The sequence below is a fragment of the Micrococcus sp. Mcc28 genome, assembly GCF_024519775.1.
GTDB classification, from domain to species: domain Bacteria; phylum Actinomycetota; class Actinomycetes; order Actinomycetales; family Micrococcaceae; genus Micrococcus; species Micrococcus luteus.
In genome coordinates this window covers 128,721-148,558 of sequence record NZ_JALJRH010000005.1, presented here as the reverse complement: position 1 = coordinate 148,558, position 19,838 = coordinate 128,721, and the positions used below count along the sequence as shown (strand labels likewise).

Sequence of the window (19,838 nt, the reverse complement as noted above, 5' to 3'; positions counted from 1 at the left end):
GCGGTCGGCCCGGACGGGTTCCCTCCCCGTCCGGGGCGGCGTCTAGGCTCGAGGCGTGAGCACCCAGACCGAGCATCGCGGCCTGTTCGTCGCCGTCGAGGGACCGGACGGATCCGGCAAGTCCACCCAGGCCCGCGCCCTGACCGAGGCCCTGCGCGCCGCGGGCCACGAGGTGGTGCTCACGCGCGAGCCCGGCGGCTCGGACCTGGGCGAGACGCTGCGGGAGCTGCTGCTGGACCCCGGGCACGCCCCCGTGGACCCCCGCACCGAGGCGCTGCTGTTCGCCGCGGCCCGGTCCGCCCATGCCGTCCGCACGCTGCGCCCCGCGCTGGCCCGGGGCGCCGTCGTCGTCACGGACCGGTATGTGGACTCGTCCGTGGCCTACCAGGGCGCGGCGCGCGGGCTGGGCGAGGCGCGGATCGCCGCCCTGAACGAGTGGGCCACGGACGGCCTCGTCCCCGATCTGACGGTGCTGATCGACGTGGACGCGGCCACCGCCGCGGACCGGCGTGACCGCCGCGCGGCGGAGGGCGAGGGCACCCCCGACCGCATGGAGCGGGAGACGGCGGACCGGCACGAGGCCCTGCGCGCCGCCTTCCTCGCGCGCGCGGCGGCCGCGCCCGAGCGGTACCTCGTGCTCGACGGCGCGCTGCCGCCGCAGGAGCTCACCGCCCGCGCGCTGGCCCGCGTCACCGCCCAGGCGGCCGACCGATGACGGCCCCCGCCCCCGCCGTGTTCGCGGACCTCGCGGGCCAGGAGGCCGCGGTGGCCCAGCTGCGCCGCGCCGCGGCCGAGGACCGTCCCACCCACGCCTGGATGTTCACGGGCCCGCCCGGCTCCGGCCGGTCGACGGCGGCGCGTGCGTTCGCCGCGGCCCTGCAGTGCGAGGTCGCAGACCCGGCGGCGCGCGGCTGCGGCGAGTGCCACGCGTGCCGCACCGTCCTCGGCGGCACCCACCCGGACGTGACCGTGCTGGCCACCGAGGCGGTGAGCTATCGGATCGAGGACGTCCGCGCCCTCGTGGAGGCCGGCCAGTCCACCCCCGCCACCGGGCGCTGGCGGATCTTCCTCATGGAGGACGCGGACCGCATGACGGAGCGCGCCACGAACGTGCTGCTCAAGGCCATCGAGGAGCCGCCGGCCCGCACGATCTGGATGCTGTGCGCCCCGTCCCCCGCGGACGTGCTCCCCACCGTCCGCTCCCGCTGCCGGCTGATCACGCTGAGCATCCCCGCCGTGGAGCAGGTGGCGGAGCTGCTGCACCGCCGCGACGGGCTGGACCGCGAGACGGCGCTCACCACCGCCCGGATCTCCCAGTCGCACGTGGGCATGGCCCGCCGCCTCGCGCGGGACCCGGAGGCCCTCGAACGCCGCGAGCGCATCCTCTCCCTGCCGCTCCAGGCCACCGCCGTCTCCGACGCGATGGCCCTGGCCGCCACGTTGGCCGAGGTGTCCAAGGCCGAGGCCGAGTCCGCCGCCGAAGCCCGGGACGCCGAGGAGCTCGAGGCGCTGCGCCGCTCCCTGGGCCTCGAGCCCGGCGAGCCCGTCCCGCCCAAGCTCCGCCACCACGTCAAACGGCTCGAGGAGGACCAGACCCGCCGGCGGCGCCGCGCCGTCCGGGACTCGCTGGACCGGGCCATGATCGACGTCATGGGCCTGTTCCGGGACGTGCTGCGCGTGCAGCTGGGGGCCGACGGCGAGCTCATCAACGAGCACCGTCGGGACGAGATCGAGGCGTACGCCCGCGGCACCGCCGGCGACTCGGCCGAGGTGCTCGCCCGGATCGACGCCGTCACCACGGCCCGCGAGCGCATCGCCGCCAACGTGCCGGAGCAGCTGGCCCTCGAAGCCATGATGCTGGCCCTGCTGCCCCGCCGGGTGCGCACCCCGCGACGTCGCTGAGCGGCCGCGCCGGGTGGACCGGCGCCGGCTCAGCGGGTGCGGACCACCAGGTCCGGCACGTCGGCCAGGCCCGGCACCACCCGGTCCGCGCCCGCCGCCAGCAGGACGTCGTCCGCGTCGCGACCCGTGCGCACGCCGACCACGAGTCCGGCCCCCGCGCGGCGCCCGGCCGTCATGTCCTCCGCGGTGTCCCCGACCACCAGGACGCTGCGGACGTCGTCGAGGTCGAGACCGAGCAGGGCGGTGAGGATCATGTCCGGGTAGGGGACGCCGCGGCCGGCGTCGTCCGGGGAGAGGCTCAGATCCGCCAGGCCCATCCACCCCAGCGACTCGAGGATCATGTTCTGGGTGTGGCGGGCGTAGCCGGTGCAGAGGCACACGTGGAGGCCGAGGGCGCGCAGGCGGACGAGCGCCTCCTCCGCGCCCGGGACGGCCTGGACGCCGTGCTCGGCCAGCAGCGCGTCGAAGGCCGCCTCGAACGTGCGGGTCGCCGCCGCGGCCACCGCCCGGTCGGCGAACACGCGGGGGAACACGGCCGTGCGCGAGGTGGGCCGGAGCGCGCGGAACCGCCGAGCGGCGTCGTCGTGATCCGGCGTGCCCGCCGGGACGCCGTGCTGGTCCAACGTGCGGGCGAACGCCGTGTCCTGGAGCCCGTGCTCCACGATGGACGTGCCGGACATGTCCACCACGGCCAGGCGGAGGGGCGCGGCTGACGAGGCCGCGGCGGGGGGTGCCGGGGTGCGAGGGGCGTGGGGCAGGCTCATGCGTCTCCCGTCGACGGTGTGTGCCCACCAGGGAACCGTCCTCGTCTGGCCGCGGCATGGCCTGGGGGTGAACACCCGCGGAAGGGGCGGGCCACACCCGGTGGCCCGCGCACCCGGCCGCGCGGTGGAATCGGGGCCGCGAAACCGGTATGCTCGACAGCCGTGGCCGTTCACGGTCACGTGCCTCCTTAGCTCAGCTGGCCAGAGCAGCTCCCTCGTAAAGAGCAGGTCGCCGGTTCGAATCCGGCAGGGGGCTCCCCCGGGCCCCGCCGCGTGATCACGCGGCGGGGTCCTCTCGTCTCCGGGCCGGCCCTCCGGGGCGCGCCGCCGTCAGAGCCCGGCTCCCAGCTCCTCCGCCCGGTCCAGGTGGCCGAGGGTGCGTTCGGCGTGCCGGCCGACCGACTCCGCCGAACCCTGACCGAGCCGGTACAGGGCGAGGGCCTGGGCGGTGGCGGCCAGCTCGTGCGCGGCGCGGGAGAGCTCACGGTGGACGTCGGCGGCCTCGGCCGGGATGTGCTCGCCGTCGCCCTCGTGGTCCCGGTGCAGGCGGACGCACAGGGCGCGGACCGCGGGGAGCCGTTCCGTGAGGACGTTACCGGCGTGGACCACGCCGTTGCGCTCCTCGGGGCTCAGCACGTCCGTGCCCCGCTGGCCCTCCAGCACCTGCCAGTAGCGGTCCAGGGCCCGGCCGAGGCGGTCGTGGGCACGGCGCCACAGCCCTGTGCCGAGCTCGCGGTCGTCGGCACGCTCCTGACGGAAGCGTGCGAAGGGCCCCCTCATGCGCGGTCGCCGGACGGCCGGCGCGCGTCGGCGGGGTCGGTGACGAGCACGACCTTGCCCGTGCGGGTGGCGGAGTCGAACCAGTCGAACGCCTCGGCGGCCTCGGCGAGCGGGAAGCACGCCCCGACGCTCGCGTCGATGCGGCCCGCCGCCACCAGGGGCCACACGGCACGTTCGGCCGCGGCCACGATCCCGGCCTTGTCCACGACCGAGCGGGAGCGGAGCGTCGCCCCCGTGAGCCAGCCGCGCTTGACCACCAGCTTCATGATGTTGAAGTCCTCCGGGACGGCGCCGCCCTGGACCGCGAGCGTCACGATGCGTCCCTCGGGGGCGAGCGCGGACACGTTGGGCGCCAGGTACGGGGCGCCGACGACGTCGAGGATGACGTCCGCGCCGTGGCCGTCCGTGACCTCCTTGACCCACGGGGCGAAGGCACCGGACTCGGCGGCGCGGTGGTCGAACATGTGCTCGGCGCCCAGCCGCCGACCGAGCGCCACCTTCTCCGGGCCGCCGGCGGTGCCCAGCACCCGTGCACCGAGCGCGGCGAGGAACTGGACGGCGAAGGAGCCGATGCCGCCGGTGGCGCCGTGCACGAGCACCCGGTCCCCGGCCTGCACGCCCGCACGGCCCACGAGCGCCGAGTGCACCGTGCAGGCGACCTCCGGCAGGGCCGCCGCCTCGACGAGGCCGACGCCGTCGGGGACGGCCATGAGCTGGCCCGCCGGCACGGCGACGTACTCGGCGAAGCCCCCGCCGGCCAGGAGAGCGCACACCCGGTCACCGACGGCGAAGCGCCCCTCCCCCGGCATCCCGGCCTCGGGTCCCAGCGCCGCCACGGTGCCGGAGACCTCGAGCCCGGGGATCTCGGAGGCGCCGCGCGGCGGCGGATAGCGGCCCTCGCGCTGCGCGATGTCCGCGCGGTTGAGACCCGCGGCGGCCACGTGCACCAGCACCTCGCCCGGGCCGGGGTCCGGCACGGGCTCGTGGCCCACGCGGACGACGCCGTTGTCGCCGGCACCGGTGAATCGCACGGCGCGCATCTGTGCGGGGACGTCCATGGGGGTCTCCTCCTCTGGTCGGGGGTCGAGGGTCCATCCTCGCGCGCGGGGGCCGGACTCGCCACCGGCCGCCCGCCGGGCCACGGGCTAGAGTGGGTCCTCGACGCGGCGGCCCACACCGTCGCGGTCAGGCCCGGGATGGTTGTCCGAGCGGCCGAAGGAGCCGGTCTTGAAAACCGGTGCGCGGTGACCCCGTGCCGAGGGTTCGAATCCCTCACCATCCGCGTGCACACGACGAGAGGCGGCGGGCCGGACGGCCCGCCGCCTCTCGTTCACCTGGAGGCCACCTGGATGTGATGGACTCCCCGCGTCACCCCGCCGTCCACCGGCGGCGCACCTCTGTCATCACGCATCCCGGGGAGAGCCATGCCCAGCCTGTTCCGCCGCCGTGCCGTCACCACGGCCGCCTGCACCGTCCTCGTCCTCGCGCCCGCGAGTGCGGCGCCCGCCCTGGCCGTCGAGACGGCCGCCGCGGACGAGACCACCATCTCGATCCTGTCCTTCAACGACTTCCACGGCGCGCTGTCCGCGGACTACGTCGGCACGCAGTTCGCGGACACCGTGGAGGACTACCGCACCGCGTTCGAGGCCGAGCACGGCGCCGGCTCCACGCTGCTGACCAGCGCCGGCGACCTGATCGGCGGCTCGAAGTCCGTGTCCAACGTGCAGCAGGACAACCCGACGATCGACGTGATGAACGCGCTCGGCCTGGCCTCGCTGACCGCCGGCAACCACGAGTTCGACAAGGGCCTGGACGACCTGCAGGGCCGCGTGGAGTCCCGGGCCCAGTTCCCGGTGCTCTCCGCCAACCTGGTGGACCCGACGAGCAAGGAGCCCGTCCTCACCTCGCACGCCGTCTTCGACGTCGACGGCGTGCGCGTCGCCGTCATCGGCGCCTCCCCCAACGAGCTGTACGCGACCACCACCGGCGCGGGTCTGAAGGGCAACGAGGTCCTCGACGAGGTCGCCGCCGTGAACGCGGTCGCCGACGAGCTGGAGGCCACAGACGCCGCCGACGTGATCGTGGCCTCGTACCACGACGGCGCCGCCGGCGCGGGTGAGCTGGCCGCCGAGCGGGCGGCCCGGGCCGAGTTCGACCGCATCGTCGGCGAGACCTCCTCCGCCGTGGACCTCATATTCAACGCCCACACCCACCAGCTCTACCAGTACGACACCACGGCCGGCGGCGCCCACCGCCCCGTGATCCAGGCGGGCGCCTCCGGCAGCCACCTGGCCGCCGTCGAGTTGACCGTGGGCGCCGACGGCGAGGTCACCGGGCTCACCCCGCGCCTGCTGACCCGGTCCACGCAGGCCCCCGCCGAGGCCGCCGCGGAATCCCCCGTCACCGCCCAGGTGTACGCGATCGAGCAGGAGGCCGTCGCGGTCTTCGAGGACCTGCAGGGCGAGGTCGTGGCCGACCTGTCCGCCTCCATCACCACCGACTACCAGAAGCTGATCGACGCCGGCGGGTCCTGGAAGGCCGGCGGCACGCGCGCCGCCGAGACCACCCTGGGCACCTGGGTGGGCGACGCCGTCAAGCACGCCGCCGAGCAGGCGAACCCCGAGGTGGACCTCGGCGTGACCAACCCCGGCGGCCTGCGCTCCGAGCTGCTGACGGACCGCTTCACCGACGGCGGCGCGTTCCCGGCCAAGCCGGCCGACCTCGTCGGTCGCCTCACCCTGGGCGAGCTGCTCGACATGGCGCCGTTCGGCAACGCCATCACCTACTTCGACATCCCGGGCTCCTCCATCAAGCTGGCCCTCGAGGAGAACTGGCGGAACGACGTGCGCAAGTTCACCCTCGGCTGGTCCGAGGAGCTGACCTGGACCTACGACGAGTCCCGCCCGCAGGGGGACAAGGTGACCGGCGTGTGGATCGACGGCGAGCCGCTCCAGGCGGACCGCATGTACACGGTGGCCAGCCAGTCGTTCCTGGCCGACGACACCTGGACGACGCTCGGGGACCCGACCAAGGCCCCCGACGGCTACACCGCCTTCGCGACCGGCCGCCAGAACTTCGTGAACATGGGCCTGCTGGACTCCCAGGCGATCACGGACTACGCCCGCGCCCAGGACGCGGCCCACGGCGCCGTCGCCCCGGACTTCGGCAAGAACGGCGTGCCGGTCACCGACGCCCCCGCCTCGGTCGAGGCCGGGCAGGCCGTCGGCCTGACCCTCGGGGACCTCGTGGTGGACTCCGACGGCGCCCCCGCGGCGACCGCGGTCGACGTCGCCTTCCGCACGGCCGACGGCGTCGAGACCGCCCTGGGCACCGTGGCCGTCCCCGCGGGTTCCGAGACCGTCACGCTCTCCGGGATCACCGCCCCCGCCGCCGCGGGCACGGGCGAGCTCGTGATGACCGTGCGCTACGCCGACGGCAGCACGACCGTGGTGCGCCATGCCCTCGAGGTCACCGCGGCCCCGACCCCCACCGAGCCGGAGCAGCCCGCCCCGACCCACCCGGGCAAGGGTCATGGCAAGGGCCATGACAAGGGCGCCGACCACCCGGGCAAGGGCCGCGTGAAGGGCGAGGACCACCCGGGCAAGGGCCGCGGCGTGCAGCGCGGCGCCGCCACGCACCCCGTCTTCTCCGCCCATGCCTGGCTGACCGCCGCGGGCCTGCCGCGCTGACCCATCGAGAGAGATCGAGACGAGGACGACATGACCCCCCTGCCCCGCTTCGCCGCGCGCACCGCGGTGACCACCGCCGCCCTGGCCCTGCTCGCCCCCGCCGTGGCCCTGCCCTCCCAGGCCAGCCCGGCCGGCGACTCCCTCGTCATCAACGAGGCGTACACCAACGGCGGCTCCGCGAACGCCGTGTACACCCACAAGTTCGTGGAGCTCTACAACCCCACCGACCAGCCGATCAACCTCGACGGCTGGTCCTTGCAGTACCGCTCCGCCGCCGGCACGGCCGCGACCCAGGGCACGGTCGCGCTGTCCGGCACGGTGCCCGCGAAGGGCCACTTCCTGGTCTCCGGCGGCTCCAACGGCACCGCGGGCGCGGCCCTGCCGCAGGCGGACCTCGTGGCCGGCGGGGCGTTCAACCCCGCGGGCACCAAGGGCACGATCGTGCTCGCGCGCCAGGCGGGCACCGTGACGGACCTGCCGGTCGGCTCCGTGGTGACCGGCCAGGTGCCGGGCGTCGCGGACGTGCTCGGCTACGGAGCCACGAACACCTTCGAAACAGCGGCTGCCGGCGCCCCCTCGGCCAACTCGGACCCGAAGTCCCTCACCCGCACGAACGGCGTGGACACGGACGACAACAGCGCCGACTTCACCGTCACCGGCCAGGTCACCCCGACCAACGCCGCCGCCACCGGCGGCGAGCCGACCCCGGAGCCCGAGCCGCAGCCGACCCCGTCCGAGCGGATCACCATCGCCCAGCTCCAGGGCACCGGCACGGCCACCCCGTACGCCGGGCGCCAGGTGACCACCACCGGCGTCGTCACCGCCGTGTACTCCACGGGCGGCTACGACGGCTACTACATCCAGACCGCCGGCACCGGCGGCGACACCCCCGACGCCACCCCGGGCGCCTCCGACGGCGTGTTCGTGTACTCGCCGGACACGGTCGGCTCCGTGACGCTCGGCGACCACGTCCAGGTCACGGGCGAAGCGGCCGAGCACTACGGCCTCACGCAGATCAAGGTCGCCGCCGACGGCGTGCTGCCGGTCGCCGAGCCCGGCGCCGTGGCCCCCACGCCGGTGGAGTTCCCGCTGGAGGAGGCCGACCGTGAGGCGCTCGAGGGCATGGTCCTCGCCCCGCAGGGCGACTGGACGGTCACGGACAACTACTCCCTCAACCAGTACGGCTCCCTCGGCGTCGTCCCCGGCACGAAGCCGCTGGACAATCCGACGTCGGTGGCCCGGCCCGGCGCCGAGGCGCAGGCCGTCGCGGCCGCCAACGCGCAGCAGCTGATCGTGCTCGACGACGGGGCCTCCACGAACTTCATGCGCTCGCCGGGCAACCAGAACCCGCTGCCGTACCTGGACGCGGACCAGCCGGTGCGCGTGGGCGCGGGCCTGGAGTTCAGCACCGGAGTCATCCTCGACTGGCGCTTCGACGCGTGGTCCTTCCAGCCGCTGGGCCACCTCACCGATGCCACGGCGGCCGCCGTCCAGCCCGTGACGATCGAGGACACCCGCCCGGCCGAGGCCGCCCCCGAGGCGGTCGGCGGCAACGTCACCGTCGGCAGCTTCAACGTGCTCAACTACTTCACGACCCTGGGCCAGGACGTGGCCGGCTGCGGCGCCTACCGCGACCGCGCCGGCACCCCCGTCACCACGAACGGCTGCCTGCCGCGCGGCGCCTACACCCCCGAGGCGTTCGCCCGCCAGCAGGAGAAGATCGCGGCCGCGATCAACGGCCTCGGCACCTCGGTGGTCGCGCTCGAGGAGATCGAGAACTCCGAGAAGTTCGGCCTCGACCGGGACCACGCGCTGGCCCACCTCGTGGAGGCCCTCAACGCGCAGGCGGGCGAGCAGCGCTGGGCCTACGTGGCCTCCCCGTCCGCCCGTCCCGCGCTCGCGGACGAGGACGTCATCCGCTCCGCGTTCATCTACCAGCCGGCCGAGGTCACCCCGCTGGGCGAGTCGGTGATCCTGGACGACCAGACGAACTTCGACAACGCCCGCGAGCCGATGGCGCAGCTGTTCCGCGCCGCCGACGGCACGGCCGAGGGGGCGGCCGGCACCGAGTTCGTGGCGATCACCAACCACTTCAAGTCCAAGGGCGGCTCCGGTGCGACCGGGGACAACGTGGACTCCGGCGATGGCCAGGGCGCGTACAACGCGGACCGCGTGGGCCAGGCCGAGGCCCTCGTGGCCTTCGCCGAGCGCATGAAGGCCGAGACCGGCACCGACCGCGTCCTGCTCATGGGCGACTTCAACGCCTACGAGAAGGAGGACCCGATCCGCGTGCTCGAGGCGGCCGGGTACGTCTCCCAGGGTGCGCTCACGGGCGAGTACTCCTACGCGTTCGGCGGCGCCGTCGGCAGCCTGGACGGGATCTACGCCTCGCCGTCCGCGGCCGCGGCGATCACCGGCCAGGACATCTGGATGATCAACGCGAACGAATCCGTGGCCCTGGAGTACTCGCGCCACAACTACGTGGCCGAGGACCTGTACTCCGCGGACCAGTGGCGGTCCTCGGACCACAACCCGATCCTGGTGGGCCTCCAGCTCGACGCGCCCGTGACCGAGCCGACCCCGGAGCCGGAGCCGGAACCCACCCCGGGTGAGACCTGCGACGGTGTGACCGATCCGCGCGGCGTGCCCGGCAAGCCCGCGAACTCCGTGCGCGAGTGGCTGCGCTGCATCGGCGCGACCCCGGGCCACGGCGGCGACCACCCGGGCAAGGGCCACGGCGGTGACCACCCGGGCAAGGGCCGCGGGCCGGTCCGTCCCTGACGGGGCGCGGGGCGCCGCACCCGGCATGACGACGGCGGGGCCGTCCGGGATCCACCCGGGCGGCCCCGCCGTCGTCGTGGGGTTCAGCCGGCGAGCACGGCCGCCGCGGCGGCGTCGGCGTCGGCGAGGAAGAGGGCACGTCCGGCCGGATCGGCCCCGGCCTCGGCCGCGATCGCGGTGCCCCACTGCACGCCCGAGAGCTGCAGGCCCAGCACGAACACGTGCGCGTGGACCGTGCCGTCCGCGGCCCGCAGCCGGTACGGGCGGGCCGTGACGTCGAAGCCGGTGGCGGGCACGCGCACACCCTCCTCGTCCTCCCACGTCCCGGCCGCGGCGACACCGTCCGCCAGCATCTGACGGACCAGCGGGGAGGCGGCGGCCTGCACGCGGTTGGGCGGCATCATGGCCTCCACCAGCCAGGCCCCCTCGACGACGGCGGGCTCCAGCGAGTCCTGCGCTCCTACCTGGGGGCTGCGGGCCGTGAAGCCGTGGTCCTCGGCCTCGACCACGGGCGCGGGGCCGGCCCAGGTGAGCAGGCCGGCCCGGTGCACCGCGAGCATCTGCTCGACGCGCCACAGGGGCGGGCCGGAGGCGAGGCCCTCGACCAGCGGCTCGAACCAGCCCTGGACGTCCCGGATGCGGGAGGCCTCGGCGATCCGGCCCTCGGCGATCCACGCCTTGATCCGCAGTCGGCCGGCATGGAGCGCGCCGACGGCCATCATGAACGGGGACTCCTCCCCGAGGGCGGCCTCCACGCAGGCCTGCTCCATGAGGTCCGCGACGGCCCGCTGATAGTCCTCATGGGAGGCGAACACGGCGTCCTCGAACGGGGACCCATAGGCCAGGATGTCGAGGAAGCGGCGCCCGGGGGCGTACCGCTGGAGGAGCTCCTCGGCGTGCGCGGAGGTCACGGGGGCGCCGCGGCCGGCCTCCTCGAGCTGGCCGACGAGCTCCCCGAGGAACCGGCGCGCCTCGACGGGCCCGCCAAGGATCTCGGGCTGGGCCCGGACGAGCGTGGCGTAGTAGTGCCGGACCACGTCGCGGTGCAGCAGCGGCCAGAGGTGCTCGGCGAGGTCCAGGGCCCCGTGCCGGGCGGTGAGGGCGTCCACGGCGGCGTCGGAGAGGTAGCTGAGGGTGACGCCGCGGGGCACGAAGGCGTCCACCTCGGCCTTGGGCAGGTACGGGATGCCGCGGCGGGACATCAGGTGCAGGCGCGGCTCGTCCCCCGTCGGCTCGTACCGCAGGGCCCGGCCGGGTCCGTCGCCGGTGCGGCGGTACACCCCGCCCCGGCCCTGGGTGAGCTGGGCCAGCAGGTCGAACGCGTTCAGGCCCATGCCCCGCACGAGGACGTCCGCCCCAGCCTCCACGGTCTCCCAGTCCACGTCCGAGGGGATCTGCGGGCCCTGGTAGTGCAGCTCGTCCCGGCCCCGCGCGGCGGCGGCCATCCGCATCTGGCCGGGGCTGAGCTCCGCAGGCTGATGGCCCAGGCAGAGCACGACGGCGTCCGCGTCGAGCACGGAGACCGAGCCGTCGGCGTCCCGCAGCTCCAGGCGGGCGCCGCCGTCGGGCCGGGGGTGCAGGGCGGTGGCCTCCGCGCGGTGCTCGATGACCTCGGCGACTTCGGGACGGGCGCGCAGCCCGGCGACGACGTCCTTGTACAGATGCCGGAGGTAGCGCCCGTAGACCGCACGGGCCGGGTACTGGTGGCGGCGCACGCCGAGGCTGGCCTCCGGGTGCACGCGTCGCCACTGGTCGAAGGTCTGGGCGGCGGTGGAGGGGCGCAGACCGGGGTTGTCGGCGGCGCACGCGGTCGGGAAGAACGCGGGGGTGTTCATGAGGTACAGCTCGGACTGGTCCGTGCGCCACACCCGCCCCGGCCCGGGGGGATAGGGGTCCACGACGTCGATGCGCAGCCGCCGGGGGTGCGCGTCCGGGGCCGCGCCCTCGAGTCGGGCGAGGATCCGCTCCAGCAGCATGACGCCGCGGGGGCCGGCTCCCACCACTGCGAGGCGGCGATCGGCCACCAGGGGCTCGGACATGGGGCCTCCACTCTCCTCGGGATCGTTTTCACGCCTGCGGCGCGCGTATTCCACACATTATCGGTGGCCGTCAAGGGTCGCGGACCGCATGCGCCACACTCCCACCGATCCCCCAGGGTCCGGAGCGGGCCCGGACGAAGAATCCGCGGAATCACGCGGATCACACCGAGATTCTGGGAGAAGTCTTGGAATTTGGAATCTGGGGGGCCGATGGTTGACGCCACTCGGGCCCATGGGGAATTGTGAATGAGCGTAAGGCAACAAAACACCAATTCAGAAGGAGAATTCCTCATGGACCGCAACGCTCTCGACCAGCTGCAGAACTCCACCGTCTTCGCCACCGACGGCGACAAGATCGGCTCTGTCGGTCAGGTTTACCTCGACGACGTCACCAACGAGCCCACCTTCATCACGGTGAAGACCGGCCTGTTCGGCGCCCGCGAGACCTTCGTCCCGCTGCAGCAGGCCCAGATCACCGCCGACGGCATCACGGTGCCCTTCGAGAAGTCCTTCGTGAAGGACGCCCCGAACGTGGACGCGGACGGCTCGCTGACCCCCGAGGAGGAGCAGCGCATCTACGAGTACTACTCCATGGAGTACTCCGCCGCGGATCACGACGGCGACGTGCGTCGTGACGACGTGCGCACCGACGCCGGCGCCGCTGGCGTGGCCGGCACCGCGGGTGTGGCCGGCGTGGCCGACCGCCGCGACGAGGCCGTCGTGGACGGCGACCGCCGCGACGTGACCGACCGCGATCGCCGCGACGTGACCGACGCCGACTCCGTCGTCGTCAAGGACGAGCACCTGAACGTCGGCACCGAGCGCCGCGCCTCCGGCCGCGTCCGTCTGCGCAAGCAGGCCTACACCACCACCGAGACCGTCGAGGTGCCCGTCACCCGCGAGGAGGTCGTGGTGGAGCGCGAGTCCGTCGACCCGAACTCCGCCGAGGCCCGCACCGCCGGCCGCGACGGCGACGTCGAGGTGACCACCTACGAGGAGACCCCGGTCGTCAACAAGACCGTGGACGCCGAGAAGGTCTCTCTGGGCAAGCGCCAGGTGCAGGACACCGAGACGGTGACCGAGGAGGTCCGCCACGAGGACGTCAAGGTCGACGGCGACGCCACCGATCGCGACCTCGACGGCCGCAACGACCGCAAGGATCGCATCTGATCTGAACGGACGCGTCGGCCTCAGGCCGGACGGCTGACAGATCACGCGGGGCCCCGGATCGATCGATCCGGGGCCCGCTCGTGCGCGATGGTGGTCCGACCGTGAGCACGGCGCTCCTTTGCCCTGCCCTGGCCTGGCGCGCTAAGCTGGACCGGTCTGACCGCGCGTCGCCCCGTGCGAGGCGCGCCGGACGGAGGAGACGTGCCAGAGCGGCCGAATGGACTTCACTGCTAATGAAGGGCTCGGCGAAAGTCGGGCCGGGGGTTCAAATCCCCCCGTCTCCGCCAGAGAGGGCCGGAATCCACGCGATTCCGGCCCTCTTCGCGTCTGTACGCGGGGACCTGACATACCGACCGGCTGGTGACTAGTTGTAAGAGGGCATGACGTTGTTGACTCGGGCCGGGGCCAACGAGGCCGGAGGGGCGTCCCCGCAGGAGGTATGAGGCCGATGGTAGTTGTAGTGGTTCACCCACACGGCCAGCGCCTCACGCCGAGCTGTCTCTGAGGTATACGGGCGGGCGTAGAGGACCTCATCGACCATCAGCCGGTTGTACCGTTCGACCTTCCCGTTATGGCGCGGGGTGTAGGGGCGGATCCGGTGGTGCCGGCCCCCGAGCGAGACCACCTTGGCGGTGAAGTCCACGGCCCGGTAGTTGTTCCCGTTGTCCGTGACCACCCGGTCCACGGTGATGCCGTGGGCGGCGAAGAACGCGCGGGCCCGGCAGAAGAACCCGATCGTGGTCACCGCCTTCTCGTCCTCCAACGCCTCGGTGTAGGCCAGGCGGGTGTACCCGTCGATCGCCGAGTGCAGGTAGGTGTAGCCGACCCGCCGGCCTGCACCACGCTTGGAAGCACGGCCTGCTTCACTGTCACGTCCGTGAGCACGCCAGCCGCCCCCGTCTGGGATCTTCCCGATCTTCTTCACATCCAGGTGCACCATGTGCCCCGGGCCGCGGGCGGTGATCTTCTGGGGTCGTTGGCGCAGGTCTTCTCCGGCCGGGGTCAGGTCCCGTAACCGGGAGATCCCGAGTCGGTGCAGCCACCGTCCCACGGTACGAAGACACACCCGGTGGCCCTCGGAGACGAGGTGGTGATGGATGCGCCGTGCCGACCACTTGCGCTCCCGCCGCAGGGCGTGGATCCGGGCGACCAAGACCGGATCGAGCTGGGCAGGTGAACGGTGCGGCCGGCTGGGCAGGTCCTGAAGGCCGGCTTCTCCCTGGGCGCGGTAGCGGGCGACCCAGGTGGCCACCGTGGGCCGGCTCACCCGGAACTCGGCGGCGACATGGGCTTGCGGGATGCCGTCGTGCAGGTGGCGGTGGACCATCCTGAGACGGCCGGTGGGGGTCAGGGGTGCGTTAGCGTGAGTCATGAGTGGGTCTCTTCTGGCAGGTGGGTGGTGTAGGAACTTCCATCCTGCGGGAGAGGCCCACTCGTCTCATCTCAGTCCGGCCCTCGTGCCAAGAACCTCATGACCCGCAACAACTAGCCCTCCCCGCGACGCTCGCGCATGCGGCGCAGCAGCTCGTACGCCTCCGGCACGGAGAGCTCCGAGTGGCTGGACAGCTGGACGGCGGCGGACTCGAGGTTGCCGTCCCGCACCATGGCGGCGAGCTGGTCGCGCAGCCACGGCGGCAGGTCCCGCGAGGAGAGCCGGACGGACTCCGTCCCCCGCATCACCTCGACCTCGAAGGGGAGCTCCTCCTCAGCGGGGGCGGCGGTCCACTCGGCCGGGACGGTCAGGGTCGTCAACTCGTCGGCGGACGGCGCCGTCGGACGCGGCGCGGCCGAGGCGTGGTCGCTGTCCTGCCGGGCGTCGTCCTCGGCCACGGCGTCAGAGGTCTCGCGATCGGGCGTCTGGGCGTCCGGCTCCCCCCGCCCGCTCGAATCCTGTCCGGGCCGCTTCGGCCCGGGGGTGTCGGCCGGGGCCGCGTCGTCCCGATGGGGCTCCCCATGGCCGCCGGGAACGGGCCCCGCGACTCCGGCGGACGTGGCGTCCGGTTCCTGCACCGGCTCGGAGTAGACCTGCGGATGCACGGCGAGGGACTGCACGTCCATGACGGCGTCCTTCAGGCCGCGTCCCGTGTGGGCGCGGTAGTCGCGCACGGCCTCCATCACGCGGCTCTGGGCGATGTGCCCGTACACGCGCCGATGGGCGTCCTCGTCCAGCAGCCCCGCTGCCAGACGCGCCCGCTCCGGTCCGATGTCCAGCCCGCGACCGGACGGCGTGCGCTGGTCCGCCGCCTGACGCGCTCGACCGGCCGACATCCACCGGGCGGCGGCGAACGCGAGGGCGCCGATGACGACCACCGCGAGGACAGGGACGAGATATTCCATGCCTCCAGTCTAGATGTGGCCCGCGAGGGCCATGTCGGCAGCCGCGGCGCCACATCACAACCTGGTCACAGTTCTGCCGGGGCTCCAGAGTCACCGAGGGCCTCCCCTACGGTGGAACGTGGAGTCCTCCGTGTCTGGTCACGGCGGCCATGGAGGAGACACTCCGCCCGCCACTCGACCGAGCCAGGAGACCGCATGTCCTTCCCCCGCCGGTCCGCCCGCACCGTCGACACCCCCTCGCCCCGGCGACGCCGCTGGTGGGGGACGTCGGTGGCCCTGGCCCTCGTGCTGGCCGGCTGTGCCGCCCCGCAGGGGGACGAGGGGACGGCGGCCGGGTCCTCCGGCGCCACGGACGCGGCCGTCTCGTCGCCCGCATCTGCGGACGGATCCGAGGCCTCGTCGTCACAGGGACGGTCCTCGGATGCGGCCTCCTCGCCGGCTGCGGCGTCGTCCGGTGGGGGCTCGCCGTCGGCCGCCGCAGACCCCGCGGACCCCGCGCTCGCCCTGGCCGCCCGCTCCCACGAGGGCGTGCCGATGCGGGCCTTCACGGCGGAGGAGCGCCCGCCGCAGTTCGTCCTCTTCTCCTTCGACGGCGGCCGTCAGGATGCTCGCTGGAAGACCTTCCTGGACGCGGCGGCGGACTCCGACGCGAAGTTCACGGTGTTCCAGTCCGCGATCAACCTCATCGAGACCGCCAACCGGGAGAACTACACGGCGCCCGGCAACGAGCCCGGCTACGTGGGCACGGAGTTCGGCGGCGACGAGGCCGAGGTGGCGCAGCGCATCGAGAACATCAACACGGCCCACGCCGCCGGCCACGAGATCGGCACCCACTACGCGGGTCACCTGTGCGCGCCCACGAGGTACGGCGCAGACCACTGGTCCACGGCCGAATGGAAGCAGGAGTACGGCTCGTTCACGGACATCCTCTCCGACCCCGGCGCCTACAACCCGGGCAGCTCCCTGCCGGCGCTGGAGGTCACCCCCGACGACGTCAAGGGCGGACGTCTGCCCTGCCTCGACGGGGAGTGGGACCAGCTCGTCCCGATGTGGAAGGACAACGGACTCGAGTACGACACGTCGCGTGCCGCGGCCGCCTCCGGCGTCGCCTGGCCCTACCAGGAGGACGGGATCTGGGAGTTCGAGATGCCGATGACCTGGTCCCCCGTGCTCGCCGAGAAGGACGCGGCCAGCCCGTTCGTGATGGCGATGGACTACAACTTCTGGATCTCCGGCAACGGCGGCAAGGACATCCCGGAGGACGTCGCCCGACTCACCGACTTCCAGTACCGCACCTACCGCTACATGTACGACTCGGCGTTCGCGGGCAACCGCGCCCCGCTGGTCTTCGGCAACCACTTCAACGACTGGGGTCTCAACGCGTTCAACCCGGCTGTGGAGAAGGTCATGCGCGAGGTCTGCGTCGAGGAGGACACCTACTGCGTGACCTACCAGCAGATGATCGCGTGGCTCGAGCTGCAGGACCCGGAGGTCCTCGCCGCCTGGCGCGACCAGGCCCGGTCCGCCACCGGCACGGATGCCGAGGCCCTCGGCTGGTGACCCGCGGGTCGGCCCGCTGACACCCGCCCCCACGACGGCCCCGGCTCAGCGCGCCGGGGCCGTCCCGCGCCCGCGCAGCACGACGACGGCGCTCGCCAGGGCGGTCAGCACCAGGGCCAGGACCATCAGCACCGTCCCCGGCCACCCATGGGATTCGTGGAACACGCCGCCCAGCCAGCCGAAGAGGCTCGAGCCGGCGTAGTACGCGAAGTTGTACAGGGAGGTCGACTGGGCGCGGCCCGTGGGGGCGGCCGTCCCAGACCACGCGGAGGCCACGGCGTGGGCGGCGAAGAACGCGCCCGTCACGAGCACGAGGGCGGGCACCAGCACCGCCGGATGCGGGACCGACGTGAGGGCGACGCCCGCCGCCATGGCCGCCGTCGCGCCGGCCAGGACGGGCAGCCGGCCCACCCGCGCGGCCAGCCGACCCGCGCGCGGCGACGACCACGTGCCCGCGAGATAGGCGAGGAAGACGAGGCCGGCCGCCGTCGGCGTCCAGGAGAACGGCGGGTCGAGCAGGCGGTACCCCACGAAGTTGTACAGCGCCACGAACCCGCCCATCAGCAGCGCCCCCTGCAGGTAGACGGCGACGAGCTCCGGCGAGCGCAGGTGACCGCGCACGATGCGCACGAGCGTCGCCGGGGAGGTGGGCGACGGCGTGAAACGTCGGGCACGCGGCGTGATCGCCAGGAAGCCGACCGTGCACAGCACCCCGACCACGGTGACGGCCAGCATCCCGCCGCGCCACGAGGACGCCTCCGCGACGGGCAGGGCGAGGAGCCGGCCGGAGAGCCCGCCGAGGGTGGTGCCGGCGATGTAGGTGCCGGCGGCCGCCGCGACCGCGTGCGGGACCACCTCCTCCGCCAGCAGCGCCACGGCGAGTCCCGCGACACCCCCGTGCGCCATGCCCTCGAGCAGGCGCAGGCCCAGCATGGCCTCGAACGTGGGTGCGAGGACGCCCGTGAGCGCGCACGCACTGGCGGAGACCATCGAGACCACCATGGCGCGTCGGCGGCCCCACCGGTCCCCGGCCACGGACCACGGCACCACCGACAGGGCGAGGCCGAGTGTGCTGGCGGAGACGAGCAGGGCGGCACGGTCCGCGGGGACGCCCAGGTCGTCGCTGACCAGCGGCAGCAGGCCCTGCGGGGAGTAGAGCTGGGCGAACGTGGCCACCCCCGCCAGGAACAGCCCGATCAGCAGCCTGCGGTACGCGGGCTCCCCGGGAGCGGCCGGCGCGGGTCCCGACGGCGGGACGGCCGGGGGCCCCGCGCTCGGGGGCGGAGTGGTCGGGGGCACGCCCTCACTGTATCCAGGCTGTCCACTACGATCGGTCGGGTGACTACCTCGACCCCCTCCCTCGACCTGCACGACTCCTTCAAGGCGTACGACGTCCGCGGCATCGTGGGCGAGTCCATCACGGCGGAGAGCGTCCGCGCGGTGGGCGCGGCCTTCGTGGACGTGCTGGGCCTGGCCGGTCAGACCGTGCTGGTCGGCGGGGACATGCGCCCCTCCTCGCCCGCGTTCATGACGGCCTTCGCCGAGGGCGCCACGCGCCGCGGCGCCGACGTCGTCACCCTGGGGCTGATCTCCACGGACATGCTCTACTACGCGGCGGGCGTGAAGCAGGCCGCGGGCGTGGTGTTCACCGCCTCGCACAACCCGGCCGAGTACAACGGCATGAAGATGGCCCAGGCCGGCGCCGTGCCGGTCTCCTCGGACACCGGGCTGTTCGAGATCCGCGACGCGGCCCAGGCGTACCTCGACGCCGGTGAGATCCCCGCGGCCGAGACCACCGGCACCGTGACGGAGGAGGACATCCTCCCCGGCTACGCCGCGTACCTGCGCTCGCTCGTGGACCTGACGGGGGTGCGCCGCCTGAAGGTCGTGGTGGACGCGGGCAACGGCATGGCGGGCAAGACCACCCCGGCCGTCCTCGGCGACGCCGAGCTGGCCGCCCTGCCGCTGGAGATCGAGCCGCTCTACTTCGAACTGGACGGCACCTTCCCGAACCACCCGGCCAATCCTCTGGAGCCGGAGAACCTGCGGGACCTGCAGGCCGCCGTCGTGGAGCACGGCGCGGACATCGGCCTGGCCTTCGACGGCGACGCCGACCGCTGCTTCGTGATCGACGAGCAGGGCGCCCCGGTCTCCCCCTCCGCGGTCACCGCCCTGGTGGCCCGCCGCGAGATCGCCCGCGCGAAGGCCGACGGCGAGCAGACCCCCGTGGTCATCCACAACCTGATCACCTCCCGCGCCGTCCCCGAGCTCGTGGCGGCCGACGGGGGCCGGGCCGTGGAGACCCGCGTGGGCCACTCCTTCATCAAGGCGGTCATGGCCGCCGAGTCCGCCGTCTTCGGGGGTGAGCACTCCGCGCACTACTACTTCCGCGACTTCTTCAACGCGGACACCGGCATGCTCGCGGCCATGCACGTGCTGGCGGCCCTGGGCGGCCAGGAGCAGCCGCTGTCCGAGCTGGCCGAGGAGTACGAGCCGTACGTGGCCTCCGGAGAGATCAACTCGCAGGTCGCGGACAAGGACGCCGCCGTGGCCGCGGTGGTGGCGCAGTTCGCCCCCGCCGTGGGCGAGGGCGTCGGCGAGGGCCGGGCCGTACACGAGGACTTCGCCGGGGTGGCCACCACGGTGACCCGCATGGACGGCACCACGGTCGCCGCCCAGGACGGCACGTGGTGGTTCAACCTCCGCCCGTCCAACACGGAGCCGTTCCTGCGCTACAACGGCGAGGCCCGCACGGCCGCCACCATGGAGGCGCTCCGCGACGCCGTGCTGGCGATCGTCCGCGCGGAGCGCTGACC

At 73.7% G+C, this 19,838-nt stretch carries 14 protein-coding genes and 3 tRNA genes; 10 read left to right on the top strand and 7 right to left on the bottom strand.

The genetic code is table 11. The features are described from left to right. The first annotated feature begins 55 nt into the window (after positions 1-55). Positions 56-715, top strand: a complete 660-nt coding sequence (tmk, locus tag NR073_RS04165; protein ID WP_036316043.1) for a dTMP kinase — start codon at positions 56-58, stop codon at positions 713-715. Next, positions 712-1,902 (top strand): DNA polymerase III subunit delta', encoded by a 1,191-nt coding sequence (locus tag NR073_RS04160; RefSeq protein ID WP_036316045.1) that lies wholly within the window; start codon positions 712-714, stop codon positions 1,900-1,902. Before tmk ends, NR073_RS04160 begins: the two co-directional genes overlap by 4 nt. A gap of 29 nt (positions 1,903-1,931) precedes the next feature. On the opposite strand, the gene NR073_RS04155 is transcribed toward NR073_RS04160, so the two are convergent. Then, positions 1,932-2,666, bottom strand: coding sequence for an HAD family hydrolase (locus NR073_RS04155; RefSeq protein WP_061873262.1), 735 nt, complete (start codon positions 2,664-2,666; stop codon positions 1,932-1,934). Positions 2,667-2,848: 182 nt separating this feature from the next. On the opposite strand from NR073_RS04155, the gene NR073_RS04150 reads away from it, so the two are divergent. After that, positions 2,849-2,922: transfer RNA gene (locus NR073_RS04150), tRNA-Thr, on the top strand. 74 nt (positions 2,923-2,996) lie between these two features. Here NR073_RS04150 and NR073_RS04145 read toward each other — a convergent pair. Next, on the bottom strand, positions 2,997-3,446 hold the full coding sequence (locus tag NR073_RS04145; RefSeq protein WP_002858061.1) for a hypothetical protein: 450 nt from the start codon (positions 3,444-3,446) through the stop codon (positions 2,997-2,999). After that, positions 3,443-4,504 carry an NAD(P)H-quinone oxidoreductase gene (locus tag NR073_RS04140; protein WP_081097720.1) on the bottom strand — a complete coding sequence of 354 codons (1,062 nt, stop codon included), beginning with the start codon at positions 4,502-4,504 and terminating at the stop codon, positions 3,443-3,445. The genes NR073_RS04145 and NR073_RS04140 overlap by 4 nt, the downstream gene beginning before the upstream one ends. Before the next feature lie 136 nt (positions 4,505-4,640). Between NR073_RS04140 and NR073_RS04135 the strand changes: the two genes are divergently transcribed. The 3 genes from NR073_RS04135 to NR073_RS04125 all read left to right on the top strand — a co-directional run bounded on the left by NR073_RS04135 (position 4,641) and on the right by NR073_RS04125 (position 9,916). Continuing rightward, positions 4,641-4,728, top strand: a tRNA-Ser gene (locus NR073_RS04135). A 142-nt stretch (positions 4,729-4,870) separates the two neighbouring features. Continuing rightward, positions 4,871-7,135, top strand: coding sequence for a bifunctional UDP-sugar hydrolase/5'-nucleotidase (locus NR073_RS04130; RefSeq protein ID WP_256748647.1), 2,265 nt, complete (start codon positions 4,871-4,873; stop codon positions 7,133-7,135). A gap of 30 nt (positions 7,136-7,165) precedes the next feature. Beyond that, positions 7,166-9,916, top strand: coding sequence for an ExeM/NucH family extracellular endonuclease (locus NR073_RS04125; protein ID WP_170748208.1), 2,751 nt, complete (start codon positions 7,166-7,168; stop codon positions 9,914-9,916). Positions 9,917-9,999: 83 nt separating this feature from the next. Here the strand turns inward: NR073_RS04125 and NR073_RS04120 are convergent, their stop codons facing one another. Beyond that, positions 10,000-11,955: an FAD/NAD(P)-binding domain-containing protein gene (locus NR073_RS04120; protein WP_101967261.1), complete on the bottom strand. Its 1,956-nt coding sequence runs from the start codon at positions 11,953-11,955 to the stop codon at positions 10,000-10,002. Between the two features lie 291 nt (positions 11,956-12,246). On the opposite strand from NR073_RS04120, the gene NR073_RS04115 reads away from it, so the two are divergent. Both NR073_RS04115 and NR073_RS04110 read left to right on the top strand, forming a co-directional pair. Beyond that, positions 12,247-13,125 (top strand): PRC and DUF2382 domain-containing protein, encoded by an 879-nt coding sequence (locus NR073_RS04115; protein ID WP_101967260.1) that lies wholly within the window; start codon positions 12,247-12,249, stop codon positions 13,123-13,125. A 195-nt stretch (positions 13,126-13,320) separates the two neighbouring features. Beyond that, positions 13,321-13,412: transfer RNA gene (locus NR073_RS04110), tRNA-Ser, on the top strand. Positions 13,413-13,489: 77 nt separating this feature from the next. Here the strand turns inward: NR073_RS04110 and NR073_RS04105 are convergent. Both NR073_RS04105 and NR073_RS04100 read right to left on the bottom strand, forming a co-directional pair. After that, positions 13,490-14,497: an IS481 family transposase gene (locus NR073_RS04105; protein WP_256748646.1), complete on the bottom strand. Its 1,008-nt coding sequence runs from the start codon at positions 14,495-14,497 to the stop codon at positions 13,490-13,492. A 113-nt stretch (positions 14,498-14,610) separates the two neighbouring features. Beyond that, positions 14,611-15,462 carry a hypothetical protein gene (locus NR073_RS04100; RefSeq protein ID WP_036316053.1) on the bottom strand — a complete coding sequence of 284 codons (852 nt, stop codon included), beginning with the start codon at positions 15,460-15,462 and terminating at the stop codon, positions 14,611-14,613. A 195-nt stretch (positions 15,463-15,657) separates the two neighbouring features. On the opposite strand from NR073_RS04100, the gene NR073_RS04095 reads away from it, so the two are divergent. Continuing rightward, positions 15,658-17,022: a hypothetical protein gene (locus NR073_RS04095; protein WP_217564868.1), complete on the top strand. Its 1,365-nt coding sequence runs from the start codon at positions 15,658-15,660 to the stop codon at positions 17,020-17,022. Positions 17,023-17,067: 45 nt separating this feature from the next. On the opposite strand, the gene NR073_RS04090 is transcribed toward NR073_RS04095, so the two are convergent. Continuing rightward, positions 17,068-18,219: an MFS transporter gene (locus NR073_RS04090; protein ID WP_256748653.1), complete on the bottom strand. Its 1,152-nt coding sequence runs from the start codon at positions 18,217-18,219 to the stop codon at positions 17,068-17,070. A gap of 141 nt (positions 18,220-18,360) precedes the next feature. Between NR073_RS04090 and NR073_RS04085 the strand changes: the two genes are divergently transcribed. Continuing rightward, entirely contained in the window at positions 18,361-19,836 is a 1,476-nt protein-coding gene (locus NR073_RS04085) for a phosphomannomutase/phosphoglucomutase (protein WP_170748172.1), read from the top strand. Positions 19,837-19,838: the final 2 nt, after the last annotated feature.